Annotated in this window: 15 protein-coding genes; 4 read left to right on the top strand and 11 right to left on the bottom strand. The window is 66.8% G+C overall.

Annotated elements, in window-relative coordinates:
* Positions 1-5: 5 nt before the first annotated feature.
* Complete coding sequence (locus tag JOF56_RS34875; protein WP_307855392.1) at positions 6-2,222, bottom strand: glycoside hydrolase family 3 C-terminal domain-containing protein; 2,217 nt, start codon at positions 2,220-2,222, stop codon at positions 6-8.
* Between the two features lie 92 nt (positions 2,223-2,314).
* On the opposite strand from JOF56_RS34875, the gene JOF56_RS34870 reads away from it, so the two are divergent.
* Positions 2,315-3,319, top strand: coding sequence for a LacI family DNA-binding transcriptional regulator (locus JOF56_RS34870; RefSeq protein WP_209643696.1), 1,005 nt, complete (start codon positions 2,315-2,317; stop codon positions 3,317-3,319).
* 2 nt (positions 3,320-3,321) lie between these two features.
* Here JOF56_RS34870 and JOF56_RS34865 read toward each other — a convergent pair whose 3' ends face one another.
* Entirely contained in the window at positions 3,322-4,629 is a 1,308-nt protein-coding gene (locus tag JOF56_RS34865) for an MFS transporter (protein WP_209643695.1), read from the bottom strand.
* Between the two features lie 301 nt (positions 4,630-4,930).
* Between JOF56_RS34865 and JOF56_RS34860 the strand changes: the two genes are divergently transcribed.
* On the top strand, positions 4,931-7,564 hold the full coding sequence (locus JOF56_RS34860; protein WP_307855391.1) for a family 78 glycoside hydrolase catalytic domain: 2,634 nt from the start codon (positions 4,931-4,933) through the stop codon (positions 7,562-7,564).
* On the opposite strand, the gene JOF56_RS34855 is transcribed toward JOF56_RS34860, so the two are convergent.
* From JOF56_RS34855 to JOF56_RS34830, 6 genes are all read right to left on the bottom strand, one after another.
* Complete coding sequence (locus JOF56_RS34855) at positions 7,561-9,081, bottom strand: RICIN domain-containing protein (protein WP_209643694.1); 1,521 nt, start codon at positions 9,079-9,081, stop codon at positions 7,561-7,563. The two genes, JOF56_RS34860 and JOF56_RS34855, sit on opposite strands and share 4 nt — an antisense overlap.
* Positions 9,078-11,195 (bottom strand): beta-galactosidase, encoded by a 2,118-nt coding sequence (locus JOF56_RS34850; RefSeq protein ID WP_245378506.1) that lies wholly within the window; start codon positions 11,193-11,195, stop codon positions 9,078-9,080. The genes JOF56_RS34855 and JOF56_RS34850 overlap by 4 nt, the downstream gene beginning before the upstream one ends.
* Positions 11,196-11,221: 26 nt before the next feature.
* A complete protein-coding gene (locus tag JOF56_RS34845) occupies positions 11,222-12,112 on the bottom strand; it encodes a carbohydrate ABC transporter permease (protein ID WP_209643693.1) in 891 nt (296 codons plus the stop codon).
* A complete protein-coding gene (locus JOF56_RS34840; RefSeq protein WP_307855390.1) occupies positions 12,060-12,893 on the bottom strand; it encodes a carbohydrate ABC transporter permease in 834 nt (277 codons plus the stop codon). Before JOF56_RS34840 ends, JOF56_RS34845 begins: the two co-directional genes overlap by 53 nt.
* 65 nt (positions 12,894-12,958) lie before the next feature.
* Positions 12,959-14,338 (bottom strand): extracellular solute-binding protein, encoded by a 1,380-nt coding sequence (locus JOF56_RS34835; RefSeq protein WP_209643691.1) that lies wholly within the window; start codon positions 14,336-14,338, stop codon positions 12,959-12,961.
* Between the two features lie 65 nt (positions 14,339-14,403).
* A complete protein-coding gene (locus JOF56_RS34830) occupies positions 14,404-15,450 on the bottom strand; it encodes a LacI family DNA-binding transcriptional regulator (RefSeq protein ID WP_209643690.1) in 1,047 nt (348 codons plus the stop codon).
* Positions 15,451-15,733: 283 nt separating this feature from the next.
* Between JOF56_RS34830 and JOF56_RS34825 the strand changes: the two genes are divergently transcribed.
* Together JOF56_RS34825 and JOF56_RS34820 are read left to right on the top strand one after the other, a co-directional pair.
* Positions 15,734-17,119, top strand: coding sequence for a hypothetical protein (locus JOF56_RS34825; protein WP_209643689.1), 1,386 nt, complete (start codon positions 15,734-15,736; stop codon positions 17,117-17,119).
* Positions 17,119-18,264 (top strand): ARPP-2 domain-containing protein, encoded by a 1,146-nt coding sequence (locus JOF56_RS34820; RefSeq protein WP_209643688.1) that lies wholly within the window; start codon positions 17,119-17,121, stop codon positions 18,262-18,264. The genes JOF56_RS34825 and JOF56_RS34820 overlap by 1 nt, the downstream gene beginning before the upstream one ends.
* Before the next feature lie 148 nt (positions 18,265-18,412).
* Here the strand turns inward: JOF56_RS34820 and JOF56_RS34815 are convergent, their stop codons facing one another.
* From JOF56_RS34815 to JOF56_RS34805, 3 genes are read right to left on the bottom strand one after another with little or no spacing between them, the layout of a single operon-like run.
* Positions 18,413-21,574 (bottom strand): CHAT domain-containing protein, encoded by a 3,162-nt coding sequence (locus tag JOF56_RS34815; protein ID WP_209643687.1) that lies wholly within the window; start codon positions 21,572-21,574, stop codon positions 18,413-18,415.
* A complete protein-coding gene (locus JOF56_RS34810; RefSeq protein WP_209643686.1) occupies positions 21,564-23,621 on the bottom strand; it encodes a CATRA conflict system CASPASE/TPR repeat-associated protein in 2,058 nt (685 codons plus the stop codon). Before JOF56_RS34810 ends, JOF56_RS34815 begins: the two co-directional genes overlap by 11 nt.
* Entirely contained in the window at positions 23,587-24,012 is a 426-nt protein-coding gene (locus tag JOF56_RS34805; RefSeq protein WP_209643685.1) for a CATRA system-associated protein, read from the bottom strand. Before JOF56_RS34805 ends, JOF56_RS34810 begins: the two co-directional genes overlap by 35 nt.
* Positions 24,013-24,110: the final 98 nt, after the last annotated feature.

The following is a 24,110-nucleotide window of genomic DNA, read 5'->3' as shown; positions in this document are numbered from 1 at the left end:
TTGCTTCAGAGGTTCTTGAGCACGTCGTGGGTGATCCCGATGCCGGGGAAGGCGGCCAGCGCCGACAGCGGGAAGTTGCCGATGACCTTGCGTAGTTCCTCGTCACCGAGAATGCCCTGATCGACGCCCACAGCCGCGACGAGGGCCGCGCGACCATCCGGGTCGGCGAGCCACTCTTCGAGCGTCGAGAACGCAGTCAGCGCAACGCGAGGCGAGGCTACCTCGACGCGGACTGTCTCTTGTAGACGGATGTCGCGGGACGAAGCCCCGGCCTCGATGACGAAGTCGCCGCCTTCGACCAGCCACTGGTGGTGTCGCGTCGACCAGTAGGCGAGGTCACGCGAACCGAGCGTGAATTCGACGCTCGTTTCCGCGCCAGGTTCGAGCGAGATCTTGGCGAATCGCTTGAGCTCATGCAGTGGACGGGACACACTGCTCTCCGGATCCGCCACATACAGCTGCACAACCTCCGCACCGATCCGGACACCGGTATTACGGACGGTCACAGTGACCGTGATCGTCAGGTCTCCGGTGTCGTGGCTGCCGGTCGTCGATACGGCCAGGTCGGTGTACTCGAAAGTGGTGTAGGACAGGCCATGCCCGAACGGGTACGCCACGTCGAGCCCGGTCGCGTCGTAACCGCGATAACCGACGAAAATGCCCTCGCCGTAACGAACATGCCCGTCTTCGCCTGGGAAGCTGAGAAACGCCGGGTTGTCCTGCAGCCGCAGCGGGATGGTCTCGGTGAGCCGGCCGGACGGATTCACCGCACCGGTGAGGACATCAGCAATCGCCGCTCCGGCGGCCTGCCCGCCGAGCCAGCACTCGACGATGGCTGCCACCCGGTCGTGCCAGGACGTGACGAGCACAGTGGACCCGTTGGCCAGTACGACGACCACTGGGGCTGGGCCGTCAAGCAACCGTTGCAGGAGCGCCGTTTGCGCGGCAGGAAGGTCCATAGTGGTCCGGTCGAAGCCTTCGGACTCCTCCTCGGACGGCAGCCCGAGGAAGGCGACCACGACGTCCGCATTCGATGCGGCAGTCACTGCCTCGTCAGCCAGTTCCGCGTTCCTGGCCGATTCGGTGAGCTCGAATCCGGCGGCGAAGCTGATTTCGGTAGCTGGCATGGCGTGGCGCAGTTCGTCGAGCGCGTTGTCGACCCGGGTGGGGTTCACTTGGGAGCTACCAGACCCCTGGAATCGCGGCGTACGCGCGAATTCGCCGACGACGCAGACACGACTCTGCGTCAAAGGCAGCACCCCGTCGGTGTTCTTGAGCAACACGATGCTCGCCGCCGCGGCACGCCGGGCAAGCGCGTGATGGGCATCGACGTCGATGGTCGCAGGCTGGCGTGCTGCTGTCCGGTCAACCAACTGGAGCACGCGCCGGACCGACGTGTCCAGGTCGGTTTCCTTGAGCTCCCCTGAATCGACCGCACGGACCAGGGCGGCGTCGCTGATCCCCAGGTTGGGCGGCATCTCCAGATCCAGGCCGGCCCGCAGTGCGGCGACCCGGTCGTGCACCGCACCCCAGTCGGACATCACGAGCCCGTCGAAACCCCACTCGGTACACAGGATGTCGGTGAGCAGTTCGCGGTGTTGTGAGACGTGCACTCCGTTCACGCGGTTGTACGCGCACATCACTGTCCACGGGCGGGCAGTGGTGACGATGTGCTCGAAGGCAGGCAAGTAGATCTCACGCAGTGTGCGTTCGTCGATGTCGGCGCTGACCCTGAGCCGGTCGGTCTCCTGGTTGTTGGCGGCGTAGTGCTTCACCGATGCACCCACGCCCTGTGACTGAATACCACGCACGAGTGCGGCGCCCAGCGCACCGGCCAGGTATGGATCCTCGCTGAAGTACTCGAAGTTACGGCCGCACAGCGGAGACCTCTTGATGTTGATCCCCGGGCCGAGCACCACGTCCACGCCCTGGCTGCGTGCTTCGACACCGATCGCCGACCCGACCTCGTCGATCAGCGTGACATCCCAGGAGGAGCCGAGCGCGGAGGCGGTAGGAAAGCACGTGGCCGGCAGGCTGCCGGAGATCCCGGCGGCGTCCGGCCCTTCCGGCTTCACCCGCAGTCCGTGCGGGCCGTCGGACAGCGTGAGGCTCCGGACGCCGAGCCGTTCGATCGCCGCGGTGTGCCAGATGTCGCCACCCAGGCACAGCGACGCCTTCTCCTCGACGGTCAGGTTCGAGACCACATCCTGCGTTTCCGGCACTGGCGGCGTTCCTTTCGTCACTAACACATACCGACACGTGTCAGTTATGGTGGCACAACAAGTTGTCAACAGTAGAGGGGCGAGGACCGGGTGTGACCGCGCGCGAGGGCAAGAGGATCACCAGTGCGGACGTCGCGCGTGAGGCCGGTTTGTCCCGTTCCACCGTGAGCTACGTCCTCAACGACACCCCGAACCAGACGATCCCGGACGCCACGCGCAAGCGCGTGCTGGACGCGGCCACCAAGCTCGGGTACGCCCCCTCGGCCGCCGCGCGAACCCTCCGCAGTGGACGGTCCGACGTGGTGCTCGGCCTTGTCCCGGACTGGCCCCTCGGCCACGCCGTCGGAAGCCTGGTCCAGCACATGACGACTGCTTTCGCCCGACACAAGCTCACGTTCCTCGTGCACTCCAATACCCGCGCGGCCCGCCCGTTGAGCGAGGTGTGGAAGGCCATCACTCCGGCAGCCGTGCTGGCGTTGGACACGTTCTCCAACGCCGACGCCACGGCGATGCGGGCTGCCGGTGTCGAGGTCATCGTGGCGCTGCACGCGTCGACCCGGCGCAAATGGCGTGAGATACGCACGCCCGAGAACCCGATCGGCGCCTTGCAGGCCCGGCACCTCGCCGCCACGCACCAACGGCTGGGATACGCCTATCCCGACGACGAGCGGGTCGCGGTTTTCGCCGAACCCCGCCTGGACGGGGTCCGCGAGGTCTGCGCCGAACTGGGTCTGCCCGAACCCGATGTCCGGACCGTTCCCCTCAAGCCGAACGCGGCCGCGGATGCCGTCCAGGCCTGGCTTGCCGAGAAACCGGCGGTGACCGGCATCTGCGCGTTCAACGACGAGATCGCCATGGCTGTGCTGACCGGCCTGTCGCGTCTGGGCCTCCAGGCGCCGAGGGACATGGCCGTGGTCGGCGTGGACGACATCCCCAGCGCGGCTGTCGCCCACCCGCCGTTGACCACTGTGGCCCGGGACTTCATTGTCATCGCCGAGCACTACGCGCAGACCGTCGTCGCCGCGCTGGGCGGCAAACGCCGCCCAGCGGAGCCCATCGAGGCCGAATACCGGCTGGAGATCCGTGAATCCGCCTGACGTCAAGACATCTCCGCCCGCAGAGACTCTGAATTGGACGTGCTGGACTTGCCGGTGACCAGTGGTTGCTCGATCTGGCTGGCCTTGGGCAGCTTGGGCACCCAGAACAATCCGATGACGGTCGCGACGAGCGTGAAGCCGAACAGCAGGGCGAACAGCAGTCGCGGGTTGGCCGCGGCGAGCGCCGGAGTGCCGAACGCCGCCAGACCCGCGATCACCCGGGTGAAGGCCATCGTCAGGCCGCTGGACGTGCTCCGCAGCAGGGTCGGCACCAACTCCTGCGACCACACCTTGTAGATGCTCTCGCCGGCGAAGGCGTTGCCCAGACCGGACACCAGCAGCACGGCGACCAGGGTGAACCTGCTCGGCCCCAGCAGCGCGGGCAACGCCCAGGCGACGAGGATCAGGATCGAGCCGCCGACGAACCAGAAATTGCGTGAGGGCCGGTCGATCGCCCGCATGAAGATCAGGCCGGCCACGAAACCGACCGGCAGGCCGAGCAGCGTCAGCTGGGAGAACTCCGCGACGCCGCCGCCGGTCAGCGTGGTCCACAGGTAGGTCCCGAAGCTGCCGAGCGTGGACGCGCCGAGATTCCAGCTGGCGTAGTACAACCCGGTGGCGACCACCGCGAACAGCACCGGCGGACGGAAGAGCTGACCGACCCGGCTGAAGTGGACCCGCTCGGTGTCCACATGCGTGTCCACCGCCTGGCGTGCCGCGGCCCATTCCGCCGACTCACGCAGCGTCATCCGCAGGATCAGCACGATCACCGCCACACCCAGCAGGTGCGCGAACATGATCCGGCCACCGAGCACGCCCCACGAGCCCACGATCGAGCTCAGCACCACCACCGCCACGATCCCGGCCAGCCACAGCATCCCGGAGTACACGACGAGCCGGCCCTTCTTGCCCTCCGGTGCCTCCTCGTTGATCAACGCCAGTGACACCGGCAGATCCGCGCCGATCGCGAAACCGACCGCGATCACCCCGAGGTACAGCAGCCCGGTCGAGGCCGCGATCAGCAGCAGCGCGATGCCGGCCGCGTACAGCACCAGCGACAGGCTGAAGATCCGGCGCCGGCCGAACCGGTCCCCCAGCCGCCCGCCGACCAGGGCGCCGGCGGCGAACATCAACGTCTGCAGGCCGAGCAACGCTCCGATCGTCCCCGCGTCGAGCCCGAGCGCGCCCGCGTAGGAGCCGCCGATCGCGATTCCGGACGTGACCAGTGCTCCCGAATCGAGGTACGAGGCCATCCCGGCCAGGGTCGCCGTCTTCCACGGGCGGTTCGCCCGCTGCGTAGCACCAGACATCGGTTCTCCTCGTTGAGTGTCGGCCGGCGTGACCTGAGTCTGATTTGAACGTTTCAAGCACTACCGGGGAACAACCTCGGCGTACGAGGTTCCCCGACCGGGTCGATGATCGCTTTTCACGGCCGGGCAGCTGACACGTGTCAGCTCGGCTGCCAGCCCAATGTAGGCCGCTGTATCCGGATTGACAAGGCACAAGTTTGCCTGTTGACGCCCCGCGACCAGTCGTCCTAGCTTGGTATCCCGCGAATGAATCGTTTCACCACCGCCGCCGTGGACGTTCGACCCGAAAGGTGCCTCGCCTGTGATCACCGCCGTGACAGACCTGCGCGTCGAGCACCTCGATGAGGCGTTCGGCATCCGCGTCACCGACCCCCGGCTGTCGTGGCGGCTGCCCGTCGGCGCGGCCGGGCAGACCGCCTACCGGATCGAGACGAGCAACGGCTGGGACAGCGGGCGCGTCGAGTCCCGGGACCATCTCCTGATCCCGTACACCGGTCCCGCGCTGCGGTCCGGTGAGCGCGTGCAGTGGTGGGTGAAGGTCTGGACCGACCTCGGCGAGAGCGAGTGGTCGCCACCGGCGGCGTTCGAGATGGGCCTGCTCGATGCCCGTGACTGGCAGGCCGAATGGATCACGCCAGGCGAGAATCCCGCTGGTGCACCGGGAAACCGGCCCGCGTCGCTGCTGCGCTGCGAGTTCGATGTGGACAAACCGGTGATCTCGGCACGCCTGTACGCGACCGCCCACGGCGTCTACGAAGGATTTCTCAACGGCGGCCGGATCGGGAACGCGGAACTCACGCCCGGATTCACCCAGTACCGCACCCGTCTGCAGGTGCAGAGCTATGACGTCACCGAGAGTGTGCAGCAGGGCCGCAACGCCATCGCCGTCATCCTGGCGGACGGCTGGTATCGCGGCCTGATCGGTTACTTCCGGGTCGCCGACCAATGGGGCGATCGGCCCGCACTGCTGGCGCAACTGCACCTCACGCATGCCGATGGCACCGAAAACGTGCTGGGCACGGGCCGGGACTGGCTGAGCGCACAAGGACATGTCACGGCCGCGGATCTGATCGAAGGTGAGCGCTGGGATCTCTGCCGGCTGCCGCGCGGCTGGTCGCATGCTGGATTCGACGACACGTCATGGTCACCGATCGTGACCGATCCCCGCGGATTCGGCGAGCTGACCGACTCCCCCGCCCCACCGGTCCGCCGGGTACAGGAGCTGACCCCGATGTCGGTGCGCCGGCTGGACGATCGGCGGCAGATCGTCGATCTGGGCCAGAACATCAACGGCTGGGTCCGGCTGTCCAACCTGGGCCCGGTGGGCACCACAGTCCGGCTTGTGCACGGCGAATGGCTCGATCCCGACGGCGATGTGACGACTGAGAATCTCCGCCCGTTCGCACCCGCGGGGACGGGGTTCCTACCGGCCGGGCAGATCGACGAGGTGACGTCCGCGGGCATCCCCGGCGACGCGTTCGAACCACGCCGCACCACACACGGATTCCAATATGTACGGATCGAAGGCCATCCCGAGGACCTGACCCCGCAGGACGTCACGGGAGTCGTGGTGCACACCGATCTGCGGCGTACCGGCTGGTTCTCCTGCAGCGACGAGCGGATCAACCGGTTGCACGAGGCCGTCGTGTGGAGCCTGCGGGACAACGCCTGCGACATCCCGACCGACTGCCCGCACCGGGAAAGGGCGGGCTGGACCGGCGACTGGCAACTGTTCGTGCCGACCGCCGCGTTCCTGTTCGATGTGGCCGGTTTCTCGGCGAAATGGCTCCGCGATGTCGCCGCCGACCAGTGGCCCGACGGCACGGTCGCCAACATCAGCCCGTGCGCTCCGGGCGAAGGCCTGGCCGGCCAGGTCGAGCATCTCAACGGCTCCGCGGGCTGGGGTGACGCCGCCGTGATCGTGCCGTGGGAGTTGTACCGCGCGTACGGCGACACCCGGATCCTGACCGAATCATGGCCCATGATCGTGGCCTGGCTGGAACGCGCCGGGCGCGCCGCCCGGACCCAGCGGCACCCCGACCGGGTGGCCAAGCGCCCGCAACCGGCGCCGCACGAGCAGTACTTGTGGGACACCGGCTTTCACTGGGGCGAATGGCTGGTCCCTGGCGAGGAGATCGACCTTCCGTCGTTTCCCAAGCTCGACCGGGGCGACCTCGCCACGGCTTTCTACGCGCACAGTTCGCGCCTGGCGAGCCGGATCGCCGACGTACTCGGCCTTGAGGACGAAGCCAAACACTATTCGGCTCTCAGCGACGACATCCGCGCAGCTTGGCGGACCGAATACATCACGCCCGACGGACGCCTGACCCAGGACACCCAGGCCAATCATGTCCGTGCGCTCGCCTTCGATCTCGTTCCCGACGAACTACGAGCCAGCATTGCGGCGCATCTGATCGAGCTGGTGCGTCAGGCAGGCACCCATCTCGGGACCGGGTTCCTCGCCACCCCGTACCTGCTGCCCGCGCTGGCCGACATGGGCCACCTGGACATCGCATACGAGTTGTTGTTGCAGGACACCGCGCCCTCCTGGCTCGCGATGATCGACCGCGGCGCCACCACCGTGTGGGAGGATTGGAACGGCGTGTCGGCGGACGGAAAAGTCAGCGCCTCGCTGAACCACTACTCCAAAGGCGCCGTCATCTCGTTCCTGCACCAGTACGTGGCAGGCATCGAGCTACTCGACGACGGACCCGCGTACCGGCGCTTCCGCGTCCAGCCACGGCCAGGCGGTGGCATCACCTGGGCCGAGGCTGCCCACGAATCACCGTACGGTCGTATCAAGTCCGCCTGGCGGCTCGAAGGTGGTCAGTTGCACCTCCGCGTGGTCGTGCCCGCCGGAACGCAAGCGACCGTGGTGTTGCCCAACGGGCGGCAGGAGACCGCCACGCCAGGCACCCACACGTACGTCGATTAGACGCCGCAGACCTGGACGAGCTGCCATTGCTGGTCGAGCGCGCCCGTGTCGGTCCACTGAACGACTCGGGCACCGTCCGCTGTGGACGCCTGCCACACCGCCAGGACCTTGCCTGCGTGCCGGTTCACGATCTTGTAGTAGGAGCCGACCGGCACGAGTTGCCATTGCTGGTCACCGCCGTTGTTCTCGACCCACTGGACGGCGTCGGCCCCGTCGGCGGTACCCGTGGCCCAGATCGACAGCGTGCGGCCACTGTTGCGGTTGAACAAAGTCCGGTAGCCACCGCCGATGTCGGTCACGTGCCATTGCTGGTTGTGCCCGCCGTTGTCCGCCCACTGCACAACCTGGGCGCCGTCCTGCAAGTTGGCCTGGTACACGTCGAGTGCCTTGCCGCTGCGACGGTTGATGAGCTTGTAGTACGGGCCAGCGGAGTTGCCGAGGTCCACGTCGCCGTAGTAGACACTGTTGCGTCCGCCGACCCAGAAACCCTCGACCGACAGGATGAGCATGCGGCCGGTGCCACGGACGTACTGCAGCATCCGGCTGTACCCGCGTGGCATGGTCGTGCGGACTGGTGTCCAGGCGCCTGTGCCGTTGTTCGTGTTGATCCGGATGTCCCCTGAGCCGTAGGAGTTATAGGCCAGACGGCCGTTCGGCAGTGTCGTGACGAACGGGCTGCCGCCGTGGTCGATCGTTGTTCCGCCGTCAGAGGCGTTCCAGGACTCCGGGTTCGCGGAGATCTTGTAGTTGTTGGGTGTATTGGGCTGTCCGACCATCTCGAACACCATGAGGTACTGGCCGTTGACCATCCTCGTCACCACCGGCATGCCTGGCCGCAGTGCGCGGTCGGCCATTGCGACGTCTTCGACGACCGGGCCCCAACTGCGGCCGTCGGTTGAGGTCTGGTGCACGAGCTTCTGGTCGTGGTTCGCCTTGTCGCGCTCGTCGGAGTAGTAGACGATCAGCTTGTTGTTCGCCACCAGGAGGTACGGCTCCCAGATCGGCGTGGGGTTCGCGCTCCCCCATTCGCCGCCGCCCACCGCGACCTCGCTGACCCACGTCCAGCTGAAGCCGTCGTCGTTGCTCCGGTACAGCTCGATCGCGGTCCCCGAACGGTCCGGCGGCGAGGCGATCCCCGCGAGCAGCACGGTACCGGCCGGCATGCTGCCGATCCGCTGCGGCAGAACGTAGAGGTACGGGTTGGTCCAGTTACTGCCCCAGCGCCTGGGCGACTTGTCCGCCACGGCGGCGATCTTCGTCCAGGATCTCCCGTTGTCCGTACTGCTGAAGATCGGGAGCGTCTGCCCGGCCGCGGGCTGGTTGTTGTCCTCGAAGCTGGCGAGAATCCGGCCTGAGTTCGTCTGCACCGACTTGGCGTACGTCGTGCAGTATGCACGGTTGCAGTCGCCTGACGGCGCGAACATCACCGACGGCCCGAAGGCATTGGCCGGAGTGGACGCGAGCAGCCCACTCGCGACGAGAATCATCACGAGGATCGCGGACCGCAGCCTCTTCATTGATCTCCTCCGTTCTTGGCAGTGAAGACGCGTACGTCCCACGGATCGAGGCTCAGCGCGAACCCTGCGGGCAGGGAACGCTTCTCCAGTACGTCGGTCAGTGCCATGGGGGCCAGCACCCGAACGGGCTCCCAGCTCCAGTTGTGGACAATGTGGACACGACGGCCGTCCGCGGACGAACCCGTGGTGACGGTGACCGACGCGGGTAGTTGGTGCCATTCACTGCATGCTGTGGGTGCCAGCCATCGGGCCAGCGCCTGGGCAAAGTGGCGGCCAGGAACTGTGCCGATGCAGGTGACGCGCCCTTCACCGTGATGACGGGTCGTGGCCGCGGGCCAGCGACCGAAATGCGGGTGGTCATACTCGGCGAGCACTTCGGCGTCGATGACGGTGAGGCCGTCGACCCACTGTGTCGCGGTCGCGTCTTCCGGAAGTTCGAGTTCGTTGCCGCGGACTGGGATGCCGTGCAGCAGATTGCTGAACTCGTCGTATCGCACACCCGCAGCCTCGACGAGACGACCTGGAGCAGGTTCGTGGCGCGCACGGCCTTCGTGATCGCCGTACGCGGTTCGCGGGCCAAGAACGAGGTGGCCGCCCGCACGGGCGTAAGCCTCGAGCCAGTCGATTGTGGCGTCGTCGACAACATACAGAGCCGGCACGACCAGAACAGGGTGGCGTCGTGCAGCTTCTTCGGGTGTTACGCCTTCCCTGCTCGGGTCATGAAGCTGCCTGATATGGACGATACGAACCTGCCGGCCGGTGTCGAACGCGCCTCGGTAGAACGGATCGAAGAACCGATGGTAGGCATTCGCATCCGGTTCACCGTCCGCTATGGACAGTGGCGGGTACTTCTGCATGAGCCACTTACTCGGCGTCGAGTAGACCATGGTGATGTCGGCATCGGGTTCGAGCCCGACCACAAGCGGCCCGGCGATGTCGAACTCGGCGCCGAGGCGTGCCAGTTCCTTGTAGGTACGGCCGGGCTGACCGCTGTGCGGAAGCACTCCGCCCCAGTAGGTTTCCGCGCCGAAGTGCAGCGTGTGCCAGTGCCAGTACTCGATCATCCGAGCACCACGCGAGACGAGTGCCCACGCCGCCTGCCGCCATTGACCGTCATAGGCGGGCCGGTTGTCCCATGGCGTGCCGATGTGCATCGCGTTGGTCTCGGTGACCAGGAAAGGCGCCTGGCGTGAGGAGAACATCCAGTCCGCTGTCTGGTACAGCGCCCATACGCCGACGGTCTTCCACTTCTGCTCGGCGTCGTCAGCCGCCGGATCAGGCAGGGCCAAGGCATCCTGCATTACGTAGTACGGGTTGCCCGCGGCGATGTCGAGGCTGTCAGTCAGTTCGTCGTCCTCGACCGCGGGGCGCGTGTAGGAGATGCAGGTGGTGACGAACTGGTCCGGGTTGGCGTACTCACGGACGATCGCGGCCTGCCAGGCGATGAACTCGGTGGTCTGACGCGCCTGGAACGCCCGCCATGCGACATCGTACTGCGGCTGTATGTTGCCATCCGGTGTCCACAGATCGGCCCATGTGGACAGTCGGTGCGACCAGTAGACCAGGCCCCACTCGCGGTTGAGCGTCTCGACATCGCCGTACTTGGCACGCAGGTGGTCGACGAAACGCTGGAAGACCCCGTGGTTGTGGAACAGTTCCAGGCCTGGTTCGTTGTCCACTTGAAACCCGATCACCGCCGGGTGCGCGGCGTACCGGGCAACGATCTTGCGGATGGCGCGTTCGGCGTGGAACAGGAAGGCCGGGTGGGTGAAGTCGACCTCCTGGCGGGCGCCCCAGCCGATGCGCTGCCCGGTGGCGCGTTCGCCGGTGATCTCCGGGTACTGCCGGGCCAGCCACGGCGGCACGGCGTAGGTCGGGGTGCCCAGGATGACCGAGATCCCGCGTTCGTGCGCGCCGTCGAGCACCGGCTGCAGCCAGTCGAGGTCGAACCGGCCGTTCTCCGGCTCCCAGGTCGACCAGACCGACTCGCCGACCCGGATGACCGTGAAATGTGCTTCCACCATCAGGTCAAGGTCGGTCTTGAGCCGGTCGTAGGGCTGGTATTCGTGGTAGTAGGCAGCGCCGAACAGCACGCGGGCGGGCAGAACCGCCATAGGTCAACCTCCACAAAGGATCGATGTCACTGCTTGACGGCGCCGGTGGCCAGCCCGCTCTGCCAATACCGTTGCAGCAGCAGGAAAGCCACGACGAGCGGGATGACCGACAACAGCGATCCGGTCACCACGAGCGGCATCATCTCGCTGCTGGCCCCGGCCCCGCCGTTCTGCGCCTGCGCGGCCCAGGATGCGAGCCCGACCGTGACCGGGTACAGCCCCGGGTCGTTGAGCATGATCAGCGGCAGGAAGTAGTTGTTCCAGGTGGCGACCAGTGTGAACAACAGAACCGTCACCAGGCCCGGTCCCAGCAGTTTCAACGCGATCTGCAGGAAGATCCGGCCTTCACTGGCGCCGTCGATCCGCGCGGCCTCGATGAGGCTGTCCGGCACGGCGTCCTGCGCGTAGATGCGCATCAGGTACAGCCCGAACGGGTTGATCAGCGACGGCAGGATGATCGCCCAGGGCGTGTTGACCAGGCCCACTTCGGCAAACAGCAGGTAGGTCGGGATCGCCAGGGCCGTGGCCGGCACCATGACCGCCCCGATCACCAGGTTGAAGGCAGCACCGTGACCACGGAACCGGTACTTGGCGAATCCGTACCCTGCCGCAGCCGCCAGCAGGGCCGCCCCGACCGCACTGACCACGGCGTACAGAACCGTGTTGACCAGCCACTGCACGAAGACCCCGCCGTTGTGGGTCAACGTGTCCTGGGCGTTGGTCAGCAGCTGCGGAGCGCGCGAGAACCACAGCCCGAAGGTCGTGAACAGGTCCTGGGTGCTCTTGGTGGACGCCACGACCAGCCATAACAACGGCAGCAGGAAGTAGGCCAGGGCGGCCAGCATGGCGATCGTCAACGGAGTACTACGCCGGCGAGTCACGACGCCTCCTGCGGTTCGCGGTGAACAGGACGACATAGGACACGATCACGATGACCAGACCGAGCAGGAACGACACCGTGGCCGCGTAGTTGACTTGCTGACCGGTGAACGCCAACGAATAGGCATAGAGGTTCGCCGTGTACGCGCTGTCGATGACTGATGGAGCGAATCGCTGCAACAGATTCGGCTCGTTGAACAGCTGGAAGCTCCCGATCACCGAGAACAGCAGCGTGAGCATGAGCGCGGGCCGCAACGCGGGAAGCTTGATCGACCAGGCGATCCGCCACGCACCGGCGCCGTCCACCGCGGCGGCCTCGTAGAGGTCCGGCGGAATGGTCCGCAGTGCCGCGTACAGGATGATCATGTTGTAGCCGACGAACTCCCACGTCACGATGTTCGCGAGACTGCCGAGCATCCAGTCCTCGCTCAGGAAACGCGGCACGGCGATGTCCAGCATCCGGCCGAGCTGCGCGAACGGGCCGTAGTCCGGTCCGTAGAGGTATCCCCACATCAGCGCGGCGATCGCGGCTGGAACGGCGTATGGCAGGAAGATGCCCAGCCGTACCACCCTCGCCAGCCGCATCAGACCGCTGTCGAGAGCGAGCGCGAAAAGCAATGCCAGCAACAGCATCACAGGAACCTGGACCACGAAGAACGTCGCGACCCGCAGCACCCCGCGTAGGAACTGCGGGTCGGTGACGGCCTTCACGTAGTTGTCCAGCCCGACGAAGACCGTCCCGCCGATCAGCTTGTGCTGGAACAGGCTGAGGTAGGCGGCATAGCCGAGCGGAGTCAGGAACAACAACACGAACAGCACGAGAAACGGGGCTATGAAAAGAAACCCTGCCGTTCCGTGCCGCGTGCGACCGGTGACGGCTACCATCATCGCCCCTGGACGGTGAAGCCCTGGTTCTTGGCGAAGGTCGTGATCCGGGACTGCCACTGGGCACTCGCGGCGACCGTGTCAGCCTTGTCGGCCAACGACTTTCCGACGGTCTCGGTCCAGTCCGTGGCCACCTGGTCGAGGAACGGCGGCCACTGGAAGGAAACGTTGACGGTGTTGCCGATGTCGGCGAACACCTGGTTGACCTTCTGGCCGCCGTAGAACGCGGGCGCGTCGCCGACGTAGGCGGGATCGGCCAGCAGTGCCTTGGTCGCGGGGAAGAAGAACTGCTTGGTGGCGAACAGCTTCGCGCTTTCCGGGTCACTGTTGACGAACTGGGCGAACTGCGCGGCCGCAATGGGGTTCTTGGTGCTCTTGATGACCGCGCTCGTCGAGCCGCCCCAGTTGCCGGAACTCGGCTTCGAGGCGTCCCACTGTGGCAGGGGCGCCGCGCGCCACTTCCCGGCGGTGGCTTTGGCCGAGCCGGACAGGAACACCGGGCCCCAGGCTGCGGTGATCCACGTGGCGTACTTGCCGCTGTTGAGGGCGGCGTACCAGGCGTCGGTGAAGTCCGGCTCGACGCCGATGACGCCGTCCTTGGCCAGTCCGCCCCAGTACGTGGCGAGTTTCCTGGCGATGTCGTCGTCGACGTTGATGGAGATGTCGCTCTTGCTGGTGCTCCCGTACGGCTTGGCCCCGGCCTGCCACATCAGGCCGTGCCACGCGGCGGGCTGGTTCTGGGCAAGGTTGGTCAGATAGATCTCCGGATTGGCCGCGTGGAGTTTGCGCGCCGCGGCAGCGAAGTCGTCCCAGGTCTTGGGGACGGCAATACCGTACTGATCGAAGATGTCCTGCCGGTACAGCAGGCCCATCGGCCCGGTGTCCTGCGGGATCGCCCAGATCTCACCGCCGGAACCGGTGACCTGTCCCCACGTCCAGTCGACGAACTTGTCCTTCAGCGCCGAGGCACCGTAGGGCCGCAGGTCCAGCAGGCTGTCGATGACCGCGAAGGTCGGGATGTACTGGAACTCGATCTGCACCACGTCGGGGGCACCGCTGCCGGCCTGCAGGGCAGTGCGCAACTTCGTGTACTGGGGCGTTCCCTGGCCCGCGTTGACCACGTTGATCTTGATGGCCGGGTACTTCGTCTCGAACAGCGCGACTTCCTGCTGGATGTCCGGGACCCAGGTCCAGAACGTCAACTCGGTCGGCGCCGACATCGCCTTGTCGATGTCGGCCTGGCTGACCGCCTGGGTCGCGGCGCCGCCACTGGCGTCGCCGCTGCACGCGGCTAATGCCGCGGTCAAGGATGTGGCTCCCACCGCGCTGAGGAAGGACCGGCGGCTGAACCCGGAGCGGCTGGTGAGGTTTTCAGGCATGGCGAACTCCCGCCGAGGAGGGGTGAGCGGCACGCCTGGCGATGGCGTGCGCGGGGAACTGAGGCCTATTCCGGGGTCGTCCGGGACGGCGGCGGTGCTGTGGAGGCGCGCACGACGAGGTCGACTGGTGGGTCACCGGCCGGCAACGGGTCCGCGTCGGGGTTCTCGATGGCGTGCACGAGTAGCTCGAGTCCCTGCTTGGCCACCGCGTCGAACGGCTGACGCACGGTGGTCAGGCGAGGAGTGACGTAGGCGGCGACCGGGATGTCGTCGAAACCGACGACGCTGACGTCCTCCGGTACCCGCCTGCCTGCTTCCAGCAATGCGCGGATCAGGCCGATGGCCATGTCGTCGTTCGCGGCGAACACCGCGGTGACGTCTTGATCGGCGGCCAGCTCACGGCCCACCTCATAGCCGGACGCGGCCGACCAGTCCCCCTCGACCACCGCAGGCAGGTACGCCCCGCGGTCCGTCAGTGCTGCCCGCCAGCCCTCCAGCCGGTCCCGCGCGGAATACCACCGCTGCGGACCAGCGAGATGATGGACAGTCGCATGCCCCAGATCCAGCAGATGCTCGGTGGCCGCGCGGGCCAGCAGATCGGACCGAACGCCCGCCGCCACAGCCCGTGGACCAGCGATATCAGCAGGCGCGCCGAGCACCAGCACGGGCACGTCCACACGGAGCGTGACCTCGCCCTGGTCGATCGGCTCGGAAATGACGATCCCGTCCACACCCTGGTCCAGCAACGACTCCACGGCACCCGCGATACCCGCCGGAGCCCCGTCAGCCGTGTTGACCACGCGCACGGTGTATCCGGTGTCGCGCGCAGCTCGCTCGATACCGACCAGCAGCGAGGCAGGTCCGTACAACGCCGTCCCCAGCGTCACGACACCGATCGTCCGCGTCCGTCCGGACGCCAATGCCCGCGCCGCGTTGTTCAACCGGTAACCCAGCTCTTCAGCGGCACCCAGAACGCGTTGACGCACCTCGTCGGACACGTACGGCTCATTGTTGAACACCCGTGACACCGTTTTCTGCGACACGCCCGCCAGCCGGGCCACGTCCACGCTTCGCGGCGCGGCGGAACCCCCACCTCGGCCCAGTTGCGTCATCGCATCTCCCGGCGGTCACTCGTCCATTCGACGAGGTCAACAGTGTGACTGCGTAGTCATGTCTACGCAGTCAGAGACCAGCCGTCAAGAGCCTGGAACTCATCCGTTACCGGGCCCTCACCGCGCCGCCCGCCGGAAATCCGTTCATGGATGATCATCGCTGCTGCTACGGTTCGCGAGCCGGCCGTGGGACTACGGTGCGACTTCCGGAACCCGCCTTTACAGCGATGCTTCGCTGCTCGTGCCCCCATTCCCCGGCCGGCGCCTGGCCTGGGGAGGAACGATGGATCGCGTCACCGCTGAGGACATGCTCATGTTCGTCAACGCGGCGATCACGTCAAGCGGTCAGCGCGAGTTCCACAGTGCCGCCAACGAGCAGCGGCTGTCGCTGGACTTCCTGCACGAGTACATGATCGGCAACTACCGGGACCTGTACGCCGCGGTCCTGGCGTTGGACATCAACGACCACAACGCCGTTCTGATCACGCACCGGCTGCTGGCGACGTCCGGCGATGCCGGCCTGGAGCAGCGCCGCATCGAAGGGCAGCTGATTGGCCGTCGGCTGCGTCTTGTTGCGCCGCAACGGGTGTACGAGCTGTTCCGCAGGCTACGGCAGTACCGGGTGAACAACCGGCGCACGAGGGCGATCATCCGGGACTGGCTGGCGCATCGGCCTGATCCCGCGTTCGATGCCGTGAAGTACCGCACGCCCCTCAAGCAGGCGGTGCGGCATGCGCACGTCAATCCTGCGGGCGAAGAGCTCGGACCTTTCCTGTTCACCGGGAAGACCCGTTACGACACACCGATCCTGGAGTCCTGGCGCCGGGCACACTACGAGCGTGCGGCTGTCTACGACCTGCCGTACACGGTCGCGGAAGGCTTCGCCGCCAAACACAAAATCGACCGGGCCAAGTTCCTTGAGCAGATCACGCCCCGGATGACACGGCTGGAACGCCTGCGGCTGCAGGAATCCGCCCGTCGTAGCAAGGTCGACCTCGGCACGGACCTGACATCGATGCCGTTGACACGTCTTGCTTCGTACGTCCTGTCGTTGCCATTGCCGGACCGTGCTGCGCGGCGTGAGGAGCTCACTGCTGCCCTGCGGAGCGCGGCGGCACGGGTGGCCAACCACCGTTGGGGACGGGTCGCCGCGGTGCTGGACGACAGCTTTTCGGCATCCGGGTCCAGGCAGAAACGCAGGCGCCCGTTGGCGGTCGCGCTCGCCTGCCACTACCTGTTCGAGGCGATGTCCGACAGCTACTTTCCACTGTGGACGTCCGGGCGACCAGACGCGTTGATGACGTACCCATACGGCATGACACCGCTGGGTGAACGCGTGCTCGACGCGTTGGAGCACAACCCGGACCGGCTGTTGATCGTGTCCGACGGTTGGGACAACGCGCCGGACGGGCTGGCCGGAGAGGTGCTGCGGGTCTGGCGAACCCGGCTGGATCCCGGCCATCAGGTCAGCGTCGTCCACCTCAATCCCGAGTACGACGCGGACACTTTCGACGTAAAGCGGCTCGGCCACGTGCCCACGGTCGGGGTGCGTGACGCCGAGGACGTGCCGGCCCTCGTCGAGTTCGCCGGGTTCACCGAAGGCCGGACGGGCCTTGACGAGCTGCGTGCACACTTCGACGACCGGATCGCCCGATTCCTGGAGGGATGATGGCCACACTCGATCTCACCGGCGTGTCCGTCCGGCCTTCCCAGGTGTGGGGCGGTGTCCGGCTCGTGCCGCTCGTCCGCGACGAGCCGATCCGGACCTTGCGGCTGCACGCCGAGATCTACGGTGACAGCCTCGGCATTGTCGAAGTCGACCGCCGAACCTCGTACATGTCATACATCCCACATGGGTTCGTGGCGACATGGTCCGACGACGACACTCCCGCCGCCGCGTACGGCACCGAGATCAAAGAGACCGGCACCTCGCCTTCGGCCTGCATTCCCTTGCATTTCCACCGGAAGATGGCACGGCGGGCCGACAAGAACCGGCTGCGTTTCCTGCCGATGCACCTCGCGGTCGAGGGATATCTGGCCCTGCATTTCGGCGGGCCGACGCTCGTGTGGGAAGAGTGGTCGCAGCGCGCGATCCGGAACGGTCTGTCGCCACGTGCCGAACAGGCGTACGTCGGTGCCGCGGTCGCCGGTCTCGGGGACGCGCTGCGGATCTTCGAAATCCACCCCGGTCAGTGCGGGGTCCTGCTCTACGTGGCCGACACGCTGGCGGCGGCGTTCGTGGTGCCGCACCCCGACGACTACCGCGCGCTGCACCCCACCCTCATCCAGGATCTCTACGGCGACCTGGTCTATCAGTACGCGACATACGCCACGCCCGTCCCGCAGTTCCGTGTGCAGTTGAACGAAACCCACGTCCAGACTCTCGCCGACCTGCGGGCCGCCGCCGCGCGGCAGCAGCTCGCGTGGCCGCAGTTCCACTCCTCGACCATGGCCTCAGGTCTGCTGGACGCCACGTACGACATGCGCCGCGTCTACCGCATGGGCGACTACACGCTGACCCGCTTCCTGCCTGGCTTCCAGCTCAAGCAGGAGAACCACATCGGCGAGCTGATCACCGACCGGCACGGCCGCACGGCGTACCTGAAGACCTTCCGGCTGTCGGAGAACCAGATCCGCCGTGGCCACCTGCTGACCCAGCTCGCCGGCCATGACTGGCACCTGCCGAGCACCGCCGAGTCCCTCGGCCTGACCGAGGCCCAGCTCGGCCTGCGCATCGAATCCGCCGGATTCGGATCATTGCTCCGCGAGGACGTACTGGCGCGATATCGGGCCAGTCAGCGAAAACCGCGGTAATTGATCCAGAGGTTGTTACCCGCCAGGCGGCCCAGGCCAGTCTGCACCTGGGCGCCGGTGCCGCTTCGGTCGTGGCGATCTTCGTGACCGGCCGTGCCGCCGTTCCCCTGTTCTCCAGACAGGTCAAGGAAAAACGGGCCGCCGGACCTTAGCGGCCGGTGTGGACCAGCGGTGCCCAGAGATAAGGGTGCGCGGGTCTCTTCTTGCGAAGCTGCAATGTGATCTGGTGCAACGTCCGCGCGGCGCTGTCCGCGCTGGACACCTGACCGTAGAACGCCTCGGCGGCTTGTCCGGCGACCGAGTCGTTCATGGGCCAGAGACTGGCGATGACATGCCGGAATCCGGCGAGCTGGAACGCCGACGCGATGTGTAGCGCTTCGTCCGCGTGCTGCCATCCCGGCGTAGCGGTGGAACAGGCCGACAGGTAGGCCAGCTCCGCGTTGTCCAGGCGCAGCCTGCTGATCTGTGGCAGCGACAGGATTCCGTCGGCCAGCTCCAGCCCACTGCGCGACGGGGTTTCGGCGTTGGCCACGGCGTGGCAGGCGAAGTGTCCCCAGGTGCATTCCTGAAGCGCGGTCAGGACTCGTTGCCGTGTGGCCTGATCATCGGCCAAGAGCGGCATGTGCGGAAAGCGTGTGTGCAGGAACTCCGCTTCGGCTCTCGTGCCAGGCAGCCCGTCATCCTCCTTGCCTGTCACGACAAGCTGACGCCGGGGTTCGGTTGGTACGCCAGACTTCAGACGCGCCAAGGTATGCAGGGTCAATGTGTACGAGGACACCACCTTGTCCAGAGCACCGGGTTCGCCGACATGCCCAGCCGCGTGCAGGGGCAAAAGACCGAGCAGACCGGTCGGCATCCACCACACCCGGGGCAGCGGATCGCTGCCGGGCAGAGCGTCGAGGATCGGCTTGACCGCGCAGTCCCAGAGCCAGCCCGTGATTTCGGTGATGACCCGCGATGTCCGCTCCGGGTCGTCAACGTCGCCGCCGGTTTCCTCGATCAGCGTGTGGATGTGACGGCGGACGTCCGCCGGTTTCATGTCCGGCAGGGCGACATGCCGCAACCCACCGTCGATGATCACCGCGTCACTGCGCCGGCTGCCGGAGTTGACCATGATGACCGGCCCGTCGGGCAACGCCGAGGTCAGGCCGGCCCGCAGGTCGAACTGGGCGCTCAGCAGGATCGCCCGGCCCTGCTCGGCGACCCGCACCGCCTCGCCGTACTCCTGAAGTGCACAGTGGACGGCCACCGCTTCCGAGATCAGGCCGGTGTGCTGGCCCAGGGTGTGTTCCTGGTCCTCCCAGTCCGATTCCCGGGGATACAACGACGGCAGCAACTCCACCGCGCGGTCGAGCAGATCCGCTGCCAGCCGGTGTTCCCCCGCGGCATGCGCGAGCGTACCTGCCTCGAACCTGACCCGGGCCTGGTCCGCCGGAGGTGCTGTGTCCGTCTGTTCGGCTTCCGTCACGAGCTTTCGTGCGACTTCGGGATCAACCTCATCGCGCTGCAGGTGTACGCGACACAGCGTGGCGAGTCTTCCCGCGCGGGCGGGATGGTCAACGGCTGTCGTGTCCACCGCTTCGGTGGCCGCTCGCAGCGCCCGGTCGAGGTCTTGTGGTATTCCCGTGCGCTCGAACCGGTTTCGGCAGGCGATCGCCAGGTTGGACAGGTACATCGAGCGGTCGGGGACGTCGCCGGGTGTGGCGGCGATGGCCTGCTCGTACAACTCGATCGCCCGGTCCAGGTCCGCGATCATATCATTGTGTCCGAATTGGACAACATAGGCCGCGCCGAGGTTGACCTGGTATCCGGCCCGGTTCGGGTGATCGGGCGCGGTGGCGTGCAACGCCTGCTGGTGCAGATCGATCGCGCGCTCGAGGCTCTCCTCTTCGCCGGTGCGTTCGAACACGTTCATGTGCACTCTGCCGAGGTTCGAGGCCAGCTGTGCCCTGGTGGGATCCTCAGCCGAGACACCTTCGAGCGCCTCTTCGTACAACTGCTCCGCGCGCCGGAGGTCTGCCAGTACCCGGGTCCGGCCGTACCGGCTCTTGTAGGCCAGGCCCAGATTGGCCAGATATCTGGCGTGAAACGCGTCCACGTCGGGACTGGCCAGTACCTGTTCGCCCAGGTCGATGGCCTGGTCCAGGCTCGCCAGGCGTCCGGTGCGTTCGAACTGGCACTGGTAGGCGTAGGCAAGGTTCGACAGCCGGCTCGACCGTCGGGGGTCCTCAGGCAGGGTTCCGCGCACCGACTGTTCGTACAACTCGATCGACCTGGCGAGATCGCCGGGACTTCCGGTGCGCTCGAACCGGTTCAGCAGGGCCGACGCCAGATTGGCCTGGTACATCGGCATATCCGGGTGATCGTGCGCGACCGTCCGGAGAATGTCGCCGAAGACCTCGATCGCGCGGGCCAGGTCGGCCAAATCCCCGTTCCGCACGGATCGCAGCCGGAACGCCACCGCGAGCCTGAACTGGTACAGCGACCGGCCGGGATGATCCTCCGGCGCGGCTTCGACAGCCGCTGTACCGTACTCGATCGCCTTGTCCAGATCGGCTTTCGCCCCCGTACGCGCGAAGCGGACGTTGTGCGCAGCACCGAGGTTGGACAGGAATCCCACCCATTCCTCGTGCTCTGGGGTGACAGCGGCCAAAGCCGTTGTGCTCAGGTCGATCGCCTTGTCCAGGTCTGTCAGTTCACCCGTCCGGTCATACCGCAGCTGATATGTCGCACTGAGATTCGACAGCATTCCCGGCCGGTTGGGATGACTGTCCTCGACGGCGAGAGCCTGCGTCCCCGTCTCGATGGCGGCGGCCAGGTCCTGCACTGATCCGGTCCGTTTGGCGCGCATCCGGTAGGCGGCGCCCAGATCCGAAAGACGTCCCGCGTCGTTTGAGGAAGCCGCCGCAGTGTAGAGGTCGATCGCGGTGTCGAGCAGGACAGGGTGAGCCATTCGCACCGCCGCGCCGGTCATTTCGCCGGCGATACCGATCTGCCGGGCCGGCTCCGCGGCAGGCCCCAGCACACGACGAACCGGTGCGGGAATCATGTCGGGATCGGAGCTCAAAGCTGCCAGGTAACGCAACGAAAGCCCGAAATCGACCAGCGCGCTCTCGTCAGGCCGCGCCTGCGAGCGAAAATAGAAGAAGTAACCCAATGCGCGCAGGGCTTCGGGCCGCTCAGGCGTGGCCTCCGCGAGCCGCTCGGCGTCCGCGAGTGCGTCCTCGGACAGGATGACATCCGCGTCTGCGGACTCCTGATGAGTCATGATGCGCCGCACGACCGAATCGAGCAGTTCCTCAAAGGACATTCGACTGTTCTCCGGATCGGTGCGAGAGTGGCTCCGGTTGACTGACCGCCAGCAATGCACGGACGTACGCTGCGGCGGCGAGGGCCGCATACCTGCGCCAGGGAGTGCCGAACGACTTGTCGGCGTAGTCGCTGATGCCGCGCACCATGAACCAGTGCCGGTCGTTGAGAAAGGCGCTGGTTCCCACGCCCGCGCCTTCCATCTCGAATGCGCGCAGGCCGTACTGGGCGGCCAGCTGGTCGCGGATCCGGCCGTCCCGCAACGACACGTTCGCGCTACCGATCCGGCCCTGGTGGACTTTGGGCCACCCGGCCCGGTGCTTGCTCGCCGAACGCCTGGGATGCCTGGGCCGCACGCCGTCCGGACCGGGCGCGAGCAGGTCGGTGTCGTCCGACGGGCGGGCATATCGGGCCAGGCTGGGCGTGGCGCTGACGTCCAGCCACTGCTCCCATGGCCGTAGGTCCTCCTCCTCGTCGGCCTCCAGCCGGTCGGCACCCCGGCACAGCTTCTGCCACGGCCGGGGAAACGTCTCCCGCAGCTCGACTCCCTCGCCCTCCCGGACGACGACGTGCTCGTACTCGACGATGCCCCAGCTGGCGACCACGATGTCGCCAAGACGGACATGCCGTTGCGGGTCACGCGGGTCCGGTACGCCCGCGGCGATGCCGGTCATGATCAGGCCGGTGACAGTCGGAAAGCTGCGCGCCATGTTCGTGGCCGCGTCAGCAGCCGGGTTGGTGCCAGTGGCCCCGGTCTGGGCGAGAACAACGTGGTGAGGGCTGTCGGGATCGAGGCTTGGCAGCACGCCACGCACGTAACGCGCGTGATCGAGAGGCAACGTGGCTTCCTGGACGTCGTCCAGCAGGGACCGCATCGCGTGGAATTCCAACGGCATCGCGGTGAGGATGCCGATGGTCGGCTCGCTTGTCCGGATCGGGGAAACGGACACGCTCCGGGTCCGCGCAGGTGATCGAACAGCCGTGATCTCACGTGCCTCGCGGAGCAGGTCCTGGTCGGCGCGCAGGTACGCGATCTCGTCGTCGAGCTGCGCCGGGAAGATCTCCGCCAACGCGCGGTCGTCGCCGAACATGTCGTGGCCCTGACCGGCCGGTACGGCATCGGCCAGGTTGAGCATCATGTTGTGGGTCGCGATCTCGACTGTCTGCTTCATGGTCAGCAGCGCGGCCAGCGCCGAGGCGACATCCAGTTCCACGTCGCGCAGCCCGGGGTCCTGGTCGTCGGATCCCGCCCGGATCCGGGCGAAACTGTCCGCGGCCCTGGCCCGCAGGCCGCGCAGGCTCTTGCCCCGGTCCCAGACCCGCATCTGGTAACGGATCTTCGCCATGTGCAGCAGGTAACCGGCCAACGGCGGTGCGCCTGGATGGCCTGCCGACCACACCCAGGCGCTGAGCCGGGCGTCGTGCTGCTCCGGCGTGAGCACCAGGATGCGGCGCAGTGTGCGGGAATCGTCCCTCGGCGAGATCTCCCACACCGGAAATCCCGCGGTGGTCGTGATGCCGGTCGTCTGCCATCCCGGTTGTTCCGGCACTGGTGGCAGTGACCGGCGTGCCGCGTCGGCGAGGCCGGTCGACGCGGTCAGCGGCAAGTCGTCGGACTCCGGCACTTTGCCGTAGTAGATACGCACTTCACCGACCAGTGCGTCCTCGAAACCGGCGAGCAGGCCCTCCCACTGCCGTTCGAAATCCGCCCAGGCCCCAGATCGTGAGCCCCCAACGGCTGCGAACGCGATGGACAGGTTCAGCACATCGTGTCGACGCCGCAGCACAGCCTGGCAGTCACCGCCGACGCTCTCCTGACCGGCGATGACGGCCTCGGCGACGAACCCGTCGGGCAGTTCGGCGGCATCGGCGGGCAGGTGCACGGGCAGGTCCGTGCCGACGATCGCCCGGCCCATCAGTGGCCGGCAGTTCTCCCACAGCTCACGAAGCCGCTGGTAGGGCCGGTCGCCGGTGAACTCGTCCAGGACGACGAAGACGTGGACGAGCAGTTCCTCATCGCCGATCGTCAGCTCTGTCATGCCCGTCATGCCCGTCGTCCCCCCGATCGTCCGCGCCGGGCCGGGCCGCCGACTCGGTCAGGGTGTGCTGGAGCCGGTTCACCCGTTCGCGGACTTGCGCAGGAGCCTCGACCTTGTCCGAACCGATACGGGTGATCCGGTACGAGCTTTGCAGTTCCAGAGCTGCGGTCGCGGACTCCAGCATGGTGAGATCACCGTCGCGGACAGCGTCGTCGATGGACTGGACGATCTCGGCCACCCGTTGCCACCGTGGCTCCGGAAACCGCCACGCCAGCACGTCTTTCAACTGCCTGTGCGCCTCCGCTCGCGCCTCGGCCATCGCGAGATCCCACTCGGCCCCGTCGTTCATCGGCATGGCAGCACTGTCCTCCATGATGATCCGCAGCCGGGCACTCGCCATATTCTGCCGCCCCGGACCACACCGGTCCCGCACATCCGCGCCGCACACCGGAACATGTCCCGAAAATGTCCACAATCAGCCCATCGTGCGACGCCCGC

The organism is Kibdelosporangium banguiense (assembly GCF_017876405.1).
Taxonomy (GTDB): Bacteria; Actinomycetota; Actinomycetes; order Mycobacteriales; family Pseudonocardiaceae; genus Kibdelosporangium; species Kibdelosporangium banguiense.
Note: the sequence above shows the minus strand (reverse complement) of the source record. Positions and strands in the feature narration are given on the sequence as shown.